The sequence below is a fragment of the Actinosynnema sp. NPDC091369 genome (assembly GCF_044757065.1).
Taxonomy (GTDB): domain Bacteria; phylum Actinomycetota; class Actinomycetes; order Mycobacteriales; family Pseudonocardiaceae; genus Actinosynnema.
The window spans coordinates 114,072-127,103 of sequence record NZ_JBIVUG010000003.1 but is presented as its reverse complement, the minus strand read 5'-3'; the positions used below and the strand labels follow the sequence as shown (position 1 = coordinate 127,103).

Annotated in this window: 11 protein-coding genes; 7 read left to right on the top strand and 4 right to left on the bottom strand. The window is 74.3% G+C overall.

The features are described from left to right. Positions 1–4 precede the first annotated feature (4 nt). Together ACIQMJ_RS13050 and ACIQMJ_RS13045 are read right to left on the bottom strand one after the other, a co-directional pair. Positions 5–1,063, bottom strand: a complete 1,059-nt coding sequence (locus tag ACIQMJ_RS13050) for a PLP-dependent cysteine synthase family protein (RefSeq protein WP_499761182.1) — start codon at positions 1,061–1,063, stop codon at positions 5–7. Further along, entirely contained in the window at positions 1,060–2,229 is a 1,170-nt protein-coding gene (locus tag ACIQMJ_RS13045; protein ID WP_499761181.1) for an MFS transporter, read from the bottom strand. The genes ACIQMJ_RS13050 and ACIQMJ_RS13045 overlap by 4 nt, the downstream gene beginning before the upstream one ends. Positions 2,230–2,259: 30 nt before the next feature. Here ACIQMJ_RS13045 and ACIQMJ_RS13040 point away from each other — a divergent pair, with 30 nt between their 5' ends. Genes ACIQMJ_RS13040 through ACIQMJ_RS13030 form a run of 3 tightly spaced genes read left to right on the top strand, consistent with a single transcriptional unit; the run spans position 2,260 to position 5,089 of the window. Further along, on the top strand, positions 2,260–3,297 hold the full coding sequence (locus tag ACIQMJ_RS13040; RefSeq protein WP_499761180.1) for a LacI family DNA-binding transcriptional regulator: 1,038 nt from the start codon (positions 2,260–2,262) through the stop codon (positions 3,295–3,297). A 48-nt stretch (positions 3,298–3,345) separates the two neighbouring features. Then, a complete protein-coding gene (locus ACIQMJ_RS13035; protein ID WP_499761179.1) occupies positions 3,346–4,578 on the top strand; it encodes an MFS transporter in 1,233 nt (410 codons plus the stop codon). A 4-nt stretch (positions 4,579–4,582) separates the two neighbouring features. Beyond that, positions 4,583–5,089 (top strand): GNAT family N-acetyltransferase, encoded by a 507-nt coding sequence (locus ACIQMJ_RS13030; RefSeq protein WP_499761178.1) that lies wholly within the window; start codon positions 4,583–4,585, stop codon positions 5,087–5,089. On the opposite strand, the gene ACIQMJ_RS13025 is transcribed toward ACIQMJ_RS13030, so the two are convergent. Then, complete coding sequence (locus ACIQMJ_RS13025) at positions 5,086–5,754, bottom strand: helix-turn-helix domain-containing protein (RefSeq protein ID WP_499761177.1); 669 nt, start codon at positions 5,752–5,754, stop codon at positions 5,086–5,088. The two genes, ACIQMJ_RS13030 and ACIQMJ_RS13025, sit on opposite strands and share 4 nt — an antisense overlap. Positions 5,755–5,815: 61 nt before the next feature. On the opposite strand from ACIQMJ_RS13025, the gene ACIQMJ_RS13020 reads away from it, so the two are divergent. Continuing rightward, positions 5,816–6,580 carry an NAD(P)H-binding protein gene (locus ACIQMJ_RS13020; protein WP_499761176.1) on the top strand — a complete coding sequence of 255 codons (765 nt, stop codon included), beginning with the start codon at positions 5,816–5,818 and terminating at the stop codon, positions 6,578–6,580. On the opposite strand, the gene ACIQMJ_RS13015 is transcribed toward ACIQMJ_RS13020, so the two are convergent. Further along, positions 6,577–9,240 carry a helix-turn-helix transcriptional regulator gene (locus tag ACIQMJ_RS13015; protein ID WP_499761175.1) on the bottom strand — a complete coding sequence of 888 codons (2,664 nt, stop codon included), beginning with the start codon at positions 9,238–9,240 and terminating at the stop codon, positions 6,577–6,579. The genes ACIQMJ_RS13020 and ACIQMJ_RS13015 overlap by 4 nt on opposite strands. Positions 9,241–9,671: 431 nt before the next feature. On the opposite strand from ACIQMJ_RS13015, the gene ACIQMJ_RS13010 reads away from it, so the two are divergent. The 3 genes from ACIQMJ_RS13010 to ACIQMJ_RS13000 all read left to right on the top strand — a co-directional run bounded on the left by ACIQMJ_RS13010 (position 9,672) and on the right by ACIQMJ_RS13000 (position 12,873). Further along, positions 9,672–10,193, top strand: coding sequence for a hypothetical protein (locus ACIQMJ_RS13010; protein WP_499761174.1), 522 nt, complete (start codon positions 9,672–9,674; stop codon positions 10,191–10,193). A gap of 72 nt (positions 10,194–10,265) precedes the next feature. Beyond that, positions 10,266–11,561 (top strand): PepSY-associated TM helix domain-containing protein, encoded by a 1,296-nt coding sequence (locus tag ACIQMJ_RS13005; protein ID WP_499761173.1) that lies wholly within the window; start codon positions 10,266–10,268, stop codon positions 11,559–11,561. Between the two features lie 145 nt (positions 11,562–11,706). Continuing rightward, positions 11,707–12,873: an alginate lyase family protein gene (locus tag ACIQMJ_RS13000; RefSeq protein ID WP_499761172.1), complete on the top strand. Its 1,167-nt coding sequence runs from the start codon at positions 11,707–11,709 to the stop codon at positions 12,871–12,873. The last annotated feature ends 159 nt before the right edge of the window (positions 12,874–13,032 follow it).

Genomic DNA, 13,032 nt, shown 5'->3' with positions numbered 1-13,032 from the left:
CCGCTCACGGCCACGTGCCGTCCTCGGTGAACCGGGTCAGCGCGGCCGTCGGACCGGCCAGGTCCCAGCCCTTCGCCGACACCCACTCGTCGTCGTAGTACGTGTCGGCGTACGGCAGGCCGGAGTCGCCCAGCACCATCACCACCGCGCCGTTCTCGCCGCGCGCCCGCATCCCGGCCACCAGGTGGCACGCGCCGACCAGGCACGTGCCCGTCGAAGGACCCGCGACCAGCCCGGTGACCGCGCGCAGGTGCCGCATCGCCGCGACGCTGACCGCGTCGGGCACCGGGATCACCAGGTCCACCACCCCGCCGTCGAACGGCGGTTCCAGCCGCGGTCGGCCGATGCCCTCGATCCGCGACGGCATGCCGGTCGCGTAGTCGGCCGCGTCGGTGGTCCAGCCGGGGAAGTAGGCGGAGTTCTCCGGGTCCACCACGGCCAGCCGGGTCGGGTGGCCGTGCCGGCGCAGGTGGCGGCCGATCGCGCGGGACGTCGCGCCCGTGCCCACGCCCGCCACCACCCACGCGGGCGCGGGGCGGCCGAGGCGGCCGAGGTCGCGCAGGATCTCGGCGGCCAGGTTCCACCCGCCGTCGCGATCCACCGCGCCGCCCAGGGTCGCCAGGTGGTCGAGGTAGTGGCCGCCGGTGGCCGCGGCCAACCGCCCGGCCCGCTCGTAGACGGCCAGTGGTGGGTCCACGGGCTCCCACCGGCCGCCGTGCTCCTCGATGCGGTCGAGCTTGGCCCGGCCGGTCCGCCGCGGCACCACGGCGGTGAACGGCAGGCCGAGCAGCCGCGCGAAGTGCGCCGCCGCGACGGCCAGGTTGCCGCTGGTCGCCTCGACCAGCGGGGTGCCCTCGGCGATCAGGCCGCGCCGCAGCGCGTCCAGCAGCAGCGCCCGTGCGAACCCGTGCTTGAGGCTGCCGGTGGGGCGCGCCGACTCGTCCTTGACGAACAGCTCGACCGAACCGTCACCGGGCAACGGGAAGCGCCGCAGCGGTGTCGGCTCCTCGGCGGCCGGGGAGGCTTCCAGCAACCCGATCGCGGCACGGGCCCACTCCGTCACGCGTTCGATGCTACGGAGAACGCGGCGGACCGGCGCACGACGACCGCGCCGACGAGGCCGCACGCCACCGCGACCGCCACGGCGACGGGCAGCGCGCCGAGGTCGAGGAAGACGCCGCCGACCCACGCGCCGAGCGCGATGCCGACCTGGAACGCGACGACGTAGACCGCGGACGCGAGGTCCGGCCGGTCGGGGGCGGTGCGCAGGACCGCGGCCTGGAGCACCACGGCCAGCCCGCCCGACGGCACGGCCCACAGCACCACGGCGGCTCCCGCCACGACCCCCGAACCCGGCCCGAGGACCAGCAGCACGAGCATGCACGCGGCCAGGCCGGCGGTGACGGTGAGGGCGGTCCCCCGCGGCCGGCCGTCCACGTGCCGCCCGATCAGCACCAGGCCGAGCATCCCCGCCGCGCCGTACGCGAGCAGCAGGGACGACGTGCCGGGCCCGGCGAGGTGCGCGTAGTCGGCGATGATCACCGTGATGTAGGTGAACACGGCGAAGTGGCCCGTCACCGCGAGCACCGTGACCAGGTTGACCGGGAGCAGGGCGCGGTCGGTCAGGGCGTGCCGGATCGCCGTCGGTCCCCGTGCCGCCGGCGAGCGCTCGCCCGGCACCGGGTCGACCGTCAGCCGGATCGCCACCGCGGCCACCGCCGCGACGCCCGCCATCGCCAGCGCGGTGAGCCGCCAGCCGAGCGTCGCGCCGAGCCACGAGCACAGTGGCAGCCCGACGAGGAAGGCGAGCGAGTTCCCGGCGAACACCACGGCGGTGGCGCGGCCGGCCCTGTCCGCCCCGAGCAGCCGCGCGGCCATCGGCGCGACGACGGACCAGAACACGCCGTGCCCGACGGCCGAGACCAGCCGGGCGAGCACCGCGACGCCGTAGCCGGGCGCGACGGCCAGCAGCACGTTGGACAACGCGATGGCCGCGACCGTGACCAGGGCGGTCGTGCGGCGGTCCCAGCGGACCGTGAGGGCGACCAGCGGCACCGCCGAGAGCGCGACCACGACCGCGTACCCGGTGACCAGCAGCCCGACCGCCGACTCACCCACCCCGAGTCCGGCCGCGAGCTCGGCCAGCAGCGCCACCGGCAGGTTCTCCGACGTCACGGACACGAAGCAGGCGGCGCTCAACGCCACCAGGGCCACACCCGACCTGCGCATTGTGTAACGATACACAGATAGGCTGGCCGCATGTCGGGCCCGAGGTCGTCACGCGTGACCATGGCGCTGGTCGCGCGCACCTGCGGCGTCTCGCCGATGACCGTGTCGTACTGCTACAACCAGCCGGACCGGGTCGCGCCGGAGACGTTGCGCCGGGTCCTCGCCGTCGCCGCCGAGCTGGGCTACCCGGGACCGGACCCGACCGCCCGGTCCCTGCGCCGCCGCCGCACCGGCGCGATCGGCGTCGTGCTCGGCGAGCACCTGGCCTACGCGTTCGAGGACCCGCAGGCGCGCCGCTTCCTGACCGGCGTCGCCGAGGTCTGCCGGGAGCGCGGCGTCGGGCTCAACCTCATCCCGACCACCGGCGAGGACGGCGACGTCGACCGCGTCCGCTCGGCCTCCGTGGACGGCTACATCGTCTGGACGACCGTCGACTCCGATCCCGTGCTCGACGTGGTGACCGGGTCGGACAAGCCCGTCGCCGTCCACGGCGGCCCCTCGGTGGTCGGCACGCGGGTGGTGTCCATCGACAACCGCGCCTCCGCCCGCGAACTGGCCGCGCGCACGTTCACCGGAGCACGCCGCCCGGCCGTGCTCAGCTTCCCGTTCGACCGCGGGCGCAGGCCGCGGCTGGAGACCGGGCCCGACGCCGACGACGTGCCGTTCCCCGTCACCCGGGAACGCCTGCGCGGCGTCTACGACCACTGCCGCGACGCGGGCCCGGACCCCGACCGGCTGCCGGTCGCGGTCGTCGCGCGCAACGACCGGGCCGACGCCGCGGCTCTGGCCGACGCGCTGCTCGACGCCGGCGCCGACGCCGTGGTGGCCATGAGCGACCAGCTCGCGTTCGCCGTGCTCGACGCCGCCCACCACCGGGGGCTGCGCGTGCCGGACGACCTCGCGGTGGCCGGGTGGGACGACGACCCGGACGCGAGCCGGGCGGGCCTCACCACCGTCGCCCAGTCGCTGCACGACCAGGGCCGGACGTGCGCGCTGATCTCGTTGGGCGACCGGGGGCCCGTCCGCGAGCCCGAGTGGACGGTCGTGGTGCGGACGAGCACGCGGTGACTTCCCCGTCCGCGCACACGTCTGGGAAGGTGGTCCGGGGGTGGCCGCATGAGCGACGGCGCAGAACGCACCACGTCGCTGTACCACAGGGAATTCGTCCGGTTCTGGGCCGCCGACACGGTGTCGTTGGCCGGCACGCACGTCACCACGTTGGCGCTCAAGGCCGTGGCGGTGTTGACGCTCGGCGCCACCGCCACCGAGGCCGGGATGCTCGAAGCCGCGCGCTGGCTGCCCTACCTCCTGTTCGGGCTGGTCGCGGGCGCGCTGCTGGACCGCCGTCGCAGACTGCCGGTGCTGGTCGGCACGGACCTGGCCCGCGCCGTCGTGCTGGCGCTGATCCCGCTGACCGCGTTCACCGGCACGCTCACCATGCCGCTGCTGCTCGCGCTGGTGGTGGTGTTCGGGACGTTGTCGCTGTTCTACGACGCGGCGCACCAGTCGTTCCTGCCGCTGCTCGTGCCGACCGAACGCCTCACCGACGCCAACGCCCGGTTGGAACAGACGCGCGCCGCCGCGCAGGGCCTCGGTCCGCTGGTGGGCGGCGCGCTGGTCAAGGTCATCGGCGGACCGCTCGCCGTGCTGGTCGACGCCGTGTCCTACCTGATCTCGGGCTTGGTGTTGGCCACCCTGCGCACACCCGAACGGCCGGTCGAGACGCCGGTGCGGCGCGACTTGCGCGGCGAGGTGAAGGAAGGGCTGCGGTGGGTCTACGGGCACGAGGTGCTGCGCCCGCTCGCCATCGGCTCGCACGCGTGGTTCCTGTGCACGTCCATGGTCACGGCTGCCTACACCGTGTTGGTGCTGGACGAACTGGGCTTCGACGCGTTCCTGTTCGGCGTCACGTTCGCCGTTGGCGGTGTCGGCGGGTTGCTCGGCGCGTCGCTGTCCGGCCCGGCGGGACGGCGGTTCGGCGCCGGCCCCGTGATGGTGGCGGCGCGGTGGCTCACCCCCGTCGGTTACGCGCTGGTGCCGTTCGCCACGTCGAGCACGACCGGGTTCGTGCTGCTGTGCGCGGCGCAGTTCGTGTTCTTCCTGTCCGCCATCCTGGACTCCCCGGTGGAGATGGCCTACCGGCAGTCGATCACGCCCGACCGGCTCATGGGCCGGATGAACGCCACCACGCGGTCGGTCAACCGTGGCGTGATCGTGTTCGGCGCGCTGCTGGGCGGCGTGTCGGCCGACTGGCTGGGCAACCGCTTCGCGGTGTGGATCGCGGTCGTCGGCCTGCTCGGCACAGCCGCCGGGATGACCTTCTCCGCCGTGCGCACGGCCCGGTTGTAACGCCGTGGAACTGCGCCGCGCCCGCCCCGCCGACCTGGACCAGGTCGCCGTGCTGGACGATTCCTTCACCACCGGCACCGTGCTCGACGTCGTGGCCACGCCCGAGGGCTTCACCTTGCGCCCCAGACCGGTCGACCCGCCGCTGCACAAGGTCTTCCCGCCCGACGACGACCCGGGCGGCACGGTGTTCGTCGCCGCCGACGGCCCGCGCGTGCGCGGCTTCGTCGCCGTCGACCTGGAGGACTGGCACCGGCGGCTGGTGATCGCGCAGGTCACGGTCGCGCCGGGACACCGCGGGCGCGGCATCGGCCGGGCCCTGCTCGACCACGCCTGCGCGCACGGCCGCGAGCGCGGCGCGTCGACCGCGTGGCTGGAGACGTCGTCGGTGAACGTGCCCGCCGTGCGCGCCTACGAGCGGGCCGGTTTCACGTTGTGCGGCTTGGACACCACGTTCTACCGGGGCACGCCCGCGGCCGGCGAGGTCGCGCTGTTCTTCGCCCGGGACCTCTAGCAGTAGGTCGCGTCCGGCAGGTCGCCCGCCAGGTACGCGCCCGGCGGCACGCCCATCGTGGCCCGGAACTCGCGGCTCAGGTGCGCCTGGTCGTAGTAGCCCAGCTCGGCCGCCAGCCGCGCCCACCCGCCGCGCGCACCCCGCGCCACCACCCGGCGCACCCGGTCCACCCGGGCGAACTGCTTGGGGGACAACCCGACCGCCCGGGTGAACAACGTGCGCAGGTGCCGTTCACTGACCGACAGCGCCCGTGCCGTCTCCGCCACGCCGTGCGCACGCAGCAGCCGTGCCGCCGCGTGCACCAGGTCCGACCGCTTCGGGTCGGCCGTCGCGACCCGGCGCAGCAACGCCGACCGCAACGCGGCCTCGTCCCCCACCGGACGGCCCCACACCTCGCTCAGCGGCACGGCCCGGTCGACCAGCTCGTCCACCGACACGTCCAGCACGGCCTGCGCCCGGCCCGGCGCCAGCCGCACGACGGTGCGCCACGCGTCACCACCCACCCGGTAGCGGGCCCGGTCGCGCGGGCCGACCACGTACGCGCCCTCCGACGCCGTGCACAGCACCAGCGTCGTGGCCGTGTCCGGCGCGTGCACCACCGTGCCGCCGGCCTCGAACGACTGGACGCCGATCCCGGCGACCCACGGCCGCAGACGTTCTTCCACGTCCGGCACAACCGCCGAAACGTCCAAGACCTTCCCGCACCGCCCGGCCCAGACTCGTCCCATGTTGCTGATCACGGGTGCCACCGGCACCACCGGCCGTGAAGTCGTCCGCCTCCTCGCCGACCGCGGTGTCGCGTTCCGCGCCATGTCCCGCACGCCGACCGGCGACCAGGTGCGCGGCGACCACACCGACCCGGCGTCCCTCGACCGGGCCGTGGCGGGCGTGGACGCGGTGTTCCTGCTCGGTCCGGGCACCGTCGACCTGCCCGCCCACGACCTGGCCGTGCTGGACGCGGCGAAGCGCGCGGGGGTGGCGAAGGTCGTGAAGCTGTCCGCGATCCCGGTCGGCCCGGTCGCCGAGTGGCACCGGCCGGGCGAGGAGGCGGCCCGCGCGTTCCCGGCGTGGACGTTGTTGCGCCCGAGCCTGTTCGCGTCCAACTCGGCGCAGTGGGCGCCGCTGGTCGCCGCCGGCGAGCCGATCCCGAACCCGACGGGTGACACGAGGCTCGGCGTGGTGGACCCGCGCGACCTGGCCGAGGTGGCGGTGCGGGCGCTGCTCGACGACCACCGAGGCCGCACGTACGCGCTCACCGGTCCGGAACTGCTGAACGTGCCCGAGCAGGTGGCCGTGCTGTCGGACCTCCTCGACCGCGAGCTGTCCACTGTGGACGTTCCGCTGGAGTCGCTGCCCCCGGAGTACGCGGAGGGCGTGCGCGCGATTCGCGCCGGCGACGGCTCGCTGCTGTCCGACGACGTGGCGCAGGTGCTGGGTCGTCCGGCGCGCTCGTACGCCACCTGGGCGCGGGAGTGCTTCCCGACCGGTTAGCCCGACGCGCCCAGGCGCCGGATGCCCTCGCGGGCGATGTCGGTGCGCGAGCGGACGCCGAGCTTGGCCAGCACGTGCGACACGTGCGTGGCGACCGTGCGGCCGGACAGGAACAGGCGTTCCCCGATCTGGCGGTTCGACAGGCCGGCCACCACCAGCTCGGTGACCTTCAGCTCCATCGGCGTCAGGCTCTCCCACCCGTGCGTGGCCCGCCGGTGCTTCGCGTGCGGGCCGCGGCGGATGCCGTGCACGCGCAGCCGGGCCAGCAGCCGGGTCGAGTCCCAGTCCGCGCCGAGCTCCGCGTGCACGTCCACGGCGTGGCTCAACGCCGCCCGCGCCGACGTCCGGTCGCCCGCCGAGGCGAACAGCTCCGCCGCCGCCGACAGCGCCTTGGCCCGGAACAGCGGCCGGCCCGCCACCCGGTACTCCTCCGCCGCGTGCAGCAGCCCGACCGGGTCGGCCGACACCAGCGCCCGGCAGCACGCGGCGGACGCCCGCCGGTGCGGCACGTCCAGCTCCGCCGCCAGCGCCTCGGCGTGCGCGACCGCGTCGGCGGCGTCCTCGCCCAGCTCCACGGCCAGCCGCACGAAGTCCGGCAGCAGGTCCTCCACGCAGTCCCACCCGCCCAGCACCGACCACGCCTCGCGCACCCTCCCGGCCTGCTCCAGCGACAGGCTCACGGCCAGCGCCAGCGGCCCGATCACGTGCCCCTCCAACCCCGTCCCGGCCGCGTCCAGGTGCCGCCGCGCGCCCGCCGCGTCACCCCGGTGCAGGTGGATCAGCGCGGCCACGCCGTGGTCGCACCGCGACACCATCGGGTGCTTCAGGTCGTCGGTCAGCAGGTCGACGTCGACGAGCGCCTCGTCCCACCGGCCGGCGTCGAGCAGCAACTGGCCCAGCGCGCTCTGCGCCTGCCCGAGCCGCACGAGGTTGCCGACCTGGTCGGCCGCGTGCCGCACCACCTGCGCGGACGCGATGGCCTCCGCGCCGCGGTCCAGCTCGCCCAGCGTCACGGCCTGGTTGATCTGCAGCAGCAGCCGCAGGTCCGACGTCGCCGGCTCGCCCATGGCCACCGCCAGCGCCCGGTCGAACAGCGGCAGCGCCTCGGCCATCCGGCCCCGCGCCATCGCCACGATCGTGCGCACGTGCAGCGCCCAGCTGGTGGCCCACCGGTCGCCGCCGACCAGCGCGGCCCGCGCGAGCCGTTCGGCGTCGTCCAGCTCGCCGAGGTCCCAGTGCGCGCGGGCGGCCACCACCAGCAGCCGCGCCCGGTCCGACGGCGTGACGTCCGGCGCCGCGAGCGCGCGCTCCACCTCCACCAACGTCTCCGCCGAACGCCCGGTCATGCTGCGGCACTGCGCCAACGTCCAGTGCAGGTCGACCAGCGTGCCGTGCTCCAGCCCGGCCAGCGCGACGGCCTCCGCGCCGTGGTGGTCGCCGAGCCGGAACCTCGCCTCCGCCAGGTGCGCCAGCAGCACGCCGCGCCGGGCGCCCGCGTTCGGCGCGACCACGACCCGGCCGAACAGGTCCACCGCGGCCTCCGGCGCGTGCGCCACGAGCATCGAGCCGTGCCGGACGAGCCAGTCCGCCACCCAGTCGGGCATCCGGTCGTCGGCCGCGAGGAGCTGCCGCGTCACCCGGTCCACGCCCGCGCCCGTGTCGGCCAGCGCCCGCGCCGCTTCGGCGTGCCACGCGGCCCGCGCCGCCTCGGGCACCTCGTCGTACAGCGCGGTGCGCACCAGCGGGTGCCGGAACGACAGGCCGGCCGTGCCGTCCACCAGCACGCCCGCCACGGTCGCCTCCTGCAACGCGGGCAGCAGCTCCACCACGCGCCTGCCGAGCACCGCGGCCAGGTCGGCGACCGGGAAGTCCACCCCGAGCAGCGCGGCGGCCACGAGCACCCGCCGCACGTCCGCGCCGAGGAACCCGATCCGGTCCGCGATGGCGGCCGAGAGCGACGGCGGCACGCCCGCGTCGACCAGCCGGGCCACCCCGCCGTCCACCGCGACCGCCGAGCCGCGCACCAGCGCCTCGACCAGCTCGACCAGGTAGAGCGGGTTGCCACCGGCGTCCTCGGCCAGCCGGGACAGCGCCTCGTCGGGCGCGCCGCCGACCAGCCGCCCGGTCAGCTCCGCCACGGCGGTCGGCGCGAGGCGAGGCACCACGAGCCGGGGCACGTCCATGCGCAGCACGGCCAGGTCGTCCCGGCGCGGCAACGGCCGCAGCACGCCGACCAGCAGCAGCGGCAACTGCGGCACGAGGCCCGCCAGCCGTCGCCACACCGCGACGCTCGCCTCGTCCGCCCATTGCAGGTCGTCCAGCACCAGCACCACGGGGCCGATCGCGCACAGGTCGTCCACCCGCGCCAGCAGGCGTTCGGCGGTGGCGCCGGCGCTCTCCGACCGGGCTACGGCGAGCGCGTCCAACAGGGGTAACAGCGGCAGCGGTCGACCGAGCTCGTCGCCCGCGCCCCGACACACCCGGAACCCCCGGACCGCCGCGGTGTCGCACGCGGCCCGGACCAGCGCCGTCTTGCCGATCCCGGGCTCGCCCTCGACGAGCAGCGCGGCGCCCCGCCCCTGGGACAGGTCGTCCACCAGCGCCAGGAGGCGGCCCAGCTCACGCTCGCGACCGGCGAGACGCAGTGTGACGGCGCGCACACCGTGAGAATACGGTGCTAACTCCTGGTTAACAAGATGTTACATTGCGTGGCAATTTACTTGGTCGTCAAACCAGTTATCCAATTGTTCACGATGATTCCGCCCCGTTTCGGCCCGAGTACTGCCAGGGTAATCGCCGAAATTCCCCGACCTGTTCACTGGAGAACGCATGCGCATCGCCCGAGTGCTCGTCGCCGCCCTGCTCGTCGCCGTCTTCACGACGGCGGCACAGGTCTCCACCAGCCCGTTCGGTGGGATGCCCTACAACTGACCCGCGGTATTCCAACCCGATAGGGCAACATTCCAACCGAGGTGGGCGAATAGCGACGAATCGGGCTCGTCCGGCCGACGAAGTCCGGACGGGCCCGTCGCCGGGCACTGCGGATTCGGTTCTTCTCGCACCCTGGACGGGGCCACTACGCTGCGGAAGCGTGGCACCGGCCCCCACCCGAGGAGCCGCGCGCGCGGTGCGCTGCGGCGCGGTCGGGCTGTCCACCGGGCTGCTGGCCGTGCTCGCCCACGCGAGCGGGGGCGGCCACCTGCCGTCCCTGCCCCACGTGCTGGTGTTCGCGCTGGCCATCGCCTGGACGTGCGTGCCGCTGACCGACCGGCAGCTCGGGTTCGCCGAACTCCTCGGCCTGGTCGGCGTCGTGCAGGTGGCCGCGCACGTCTTCCTCGGCGTGCTGTCGCGGCACCCGCGCGACGTGCTGCCGTCGCCCTCGGCGCTGCTGGCCCACCTCGTCGCCACGGCGATCGTCGTCGCCGCCCTGACGGGCTTCGAGCAGGCCGTGTTCCGGCTGGCCGCCGCCGTGGCGGCCGTGCTGCCGCGCCCGCTGAGCGCGCCGCCCGCGTTCGCGCCGCTGCGCATCCCGATCGCCGCCGACCCGCAGCAGCCGTTCTCCGAGGTGCTGCGCCGCCGCACGCTGCCCCGTCGAGGCCCGCCCCGCTCCTAGGTGTGCGCAGGTCCCCACCACCGTCCCGGCTCCGGGACCGGTGGCATCCCCCCATACCCGGGAGTTCTCGCCATGACCGAGTCCTGGCGCGGCCTCGTGCTGCGCTTCCACTTCTACGCGGGCGTGCTCGTCGGCCCGTTCGTGCTCATCGCCGCCCTCACCGGCGTGCTCTACGCCGCGACACCGCAGCTGGAGTCGTGGCTGTACTCCGACCAGTTGCGCGTGCCCGCGCCCACGTCCACCGTGCCGCTGTCGGAGCAGGTCAAGGCCGCGGTGGCGGTGCGGCCGGACGACGACCTGGTCGCGATCCGGCCCGCGCCCGAACCCGGTGCGACCACCCGCGTGCTGTTCACCGGCGACGGAGAAGGCGACGCGCGCCCGACCGTGTTCGTCAACCCCGCCGACGGCACCGTGGTCGGCCAGCTGATGACCTACGGCACCAGCGGCGTGCTGCCGCTGCGCACCACGATCGACCAGGTCCACCGCACCCTGCTGCTCGGCGAACCCGGCCGGCTCTACAGCGAGCTGGCCGCGTCCTGGCTTTGGGTGGTGGCGCTGGGCGGCGTGGTGCTGTGGTTCAGCCGCCGCCGCGCCCAGCGCACGAAGCCGACCACCCGCGCGCACGCGACCGTCGGCCTGGTCGTGCTGGCGGGCGCGCTGTTCCTGTCCGCGACCGGGCTCACCTGGTCCGCCTACGCGGGCGAGAACGTGGCCGACCTGCGGAAGGCGTTCAACTGGACCACGCCCGCGCTGGAGGGCGGCGGCGACCACGCCGGGCACGACATGTCCGACCCCATCCCGCCGTCACCGGGCCAGGTCGACTCCGTGCTGGCCACCGCGCGCGGGGCCGGCATCGACGCCGGGCTGATCGAGATCACCGTGCCGCCGATGGCGGGCATGGCGTGGAACGTCACCGAGATCGACCGCTCGTGGCCCACCCAGGTGGACGCGGTCGCCGTCGACGGCGGTGTGATCGCGGACCAGGTGCGGTTCTCCGACTACCCGTTGGCGGCCAAGCTGACGAGGTGGGGCATCGACCTGCACATGGGCGTGCTGTTCGGCTGGCCCAACCAGCTCCTGCTGCTGGCCGTCGGGCTCGGCCTGGTGGCGCTGGTCATGCTCGGCTACCGGATCTGGTGGCTGCGCCGGCCGACGCTCGGCTTCGGCCGGCCCGTGCCGCGCGGCCAGTGGCGCAAGGTGCCGCGGGCGCAGCTCGTCGCCGTGCTCGTGGTCGCGGCGGCGGTCGGCTGGTTCATCCCGCTGCTCGGGCTGGGCCTGGTGGCGTTCCTCGTGGTCGACGCCGTGCTGGGTGCCCGGTCCCGGCGTCGGAAGGCCGACGGGGTCGAATCCGCGCCGGTCGCCGGGTAACGGCACGACGGATTGTTCTCGGCGGGCGACCGTGACGTCGCGCTTTCCGGCTGGTCGCGCTCCCGGCCGGAACCGGACGGCGCGGTCGCTTCACCACCGTGAACGATGTTGACGAATGTGGTTTAGACCACACAAACTCGGTGGCATGGCTGGGAAATCGCTCTTCACCGCCGCGTTGCTGGCGGTCGGCTTGGTGGTGGCGCCCGGGCAGTCGGCCACGGCTGCGCCCGCCACGTTCACCCACCCCGGGGTGCTGGTGAGCAAGGGACAGCTGGACTTCGTGCGGGCCAAGGTCAACGCGGGCGCGCAGCCGTGGCGCGGCGCGTTCGACGAGATGGTGGCGCACCCGTTCGCCTCGCTGTCACGCGTGCCGAAACCGCGTGCGGTGGTGGAGTGCGGGTCGTACTCCAACCCCAACTACGGGTGCACGGACGAGCGCGAGGACGCGCTGGCCGCGTACACGTTGTCGCTGGCGTGGTACGTGACTCGGGACGACCGCTACGCGGCGAAGGCCATCGAGATCATGGACGCGTGGTCGGCGACGATCCGCGACCACACCAACAGCAACGCGCCGTTGCAGACCGCCTGGGCGGGCTCGTCGTGGCCGCGCGCGGCGGAGATCATCAAGCACGTGCGCGGGAACTGGCCGAACGCGGGCCGGTTCGCGACCATGCTGCGGGACGTGTACCTGCCGGAGATCGTCAACGGGCGTGCGGCGACGAACGGCAACTGGGAACTGTCCATGATGGAGGCGACGCTGGGAATCTCGGTGTTCCTGGAGGACCGGGCCGTGTACGACAAGGCCGTGTCGATCTTCCGGACCCGGATGCCCGCGTACGTCTACCTGACCTCGGACGGCGCGTTGCCCCGCACCCCGCCGGGCAGCGGCATCGACACGCGGGACGAGATCGTGTCGTACTGGCACGGGCAGACGACGTTCGTGAACGGGCTGTCGCAGGAAACGTGCCGCGACTTCACCCACACCGGCTACGGCCTGGCCGCCGCGGCGCACATCGCCGAGACCGCCCACCACCAGGGGCAGGACCTGTGGGGCGAGGTGCGTGAACGCCTCCGCCACGCCTACGGCCTGCACTCCCGCTACCAGCTGGAGCCGATGCCGTCCTGGCTGTGCGGCGGCACGCGCAAGCAGGCGCTGGGCCCGACCACCGAGGTGGCGTTCAACGCCCTGAACACCCGCCTGGGCATCGCCATGACCAACACCCAGACCCTGACCGAACGCCAACGCCCCGCCGGCACCGACCGCCTCTTCATCGCCTGGGAAACCCTGACCCACGCCACCAACCCCTCCTGACCCCTCGCGAGTCGAACCCTCAGGTCCCGAGAGTCGAACCTCCAGGACCCGAGAGTCGAACGCTCAGGTCCCGAGAGTCGAACCTCCAGGACCCCTGAGTTCTACGTTCAGGACAGGGCCGCTCGTCCTGAGCGTTGAATTCGGGGGTCCTGAGCGTTC

What these genes read in the sequence shown, in the direction of transcription:
- ACIQMJ_RS13005 (WP_499761173.1), top strand. Translation starts at nt 10,266, where the DNA reads ATGACCGAGTCCTGGCGCGGCCTCGTGCTGCGCTTCCACTTCTACGCG.
- ACIQMJ_RS13035 (WP_499761179.1), top strand. Translation starts at nt 3,346, where the DNA reads ATGAGCGACGGCGCAGAACGCACCACGTCGCTGTACCACAGGGAATTC.
- ACIQMJ_RS13020 (WP_499761176.1), top strand. Translation starts at nt 5,816, where the DNA reads ATGTTGCTGATCACGGGTGCCACCGGCACCACCGGCCGTGAAGTCGTC.
- ACIQMJ_RS13040 (WP_499761180.1), top strand. Translation starts at nt 2,260, where the DNA reads ATGTCGGGCCCGAGGTCGTCACGCGTGACCATGGCGCTGGTCGCGCGC.
- ACIQMJ_RS13045 (WP_499761181.1), bottom strand. Translation starts at nt 2,229, where the DNA reads ATGCGCAGGTCGGGTGTGGCCCTGGTGGCGTTGAGCGCCGCCTGCTTC.
- ACIQMJ_RS13000 (WP_499761172.1), top strand. Translation starts at nt 11,707, where the DNA reads ATGGCTGGGAAATCGCTCTTCACCGCCGCGTTGCTGGCGGTCGGCTTG.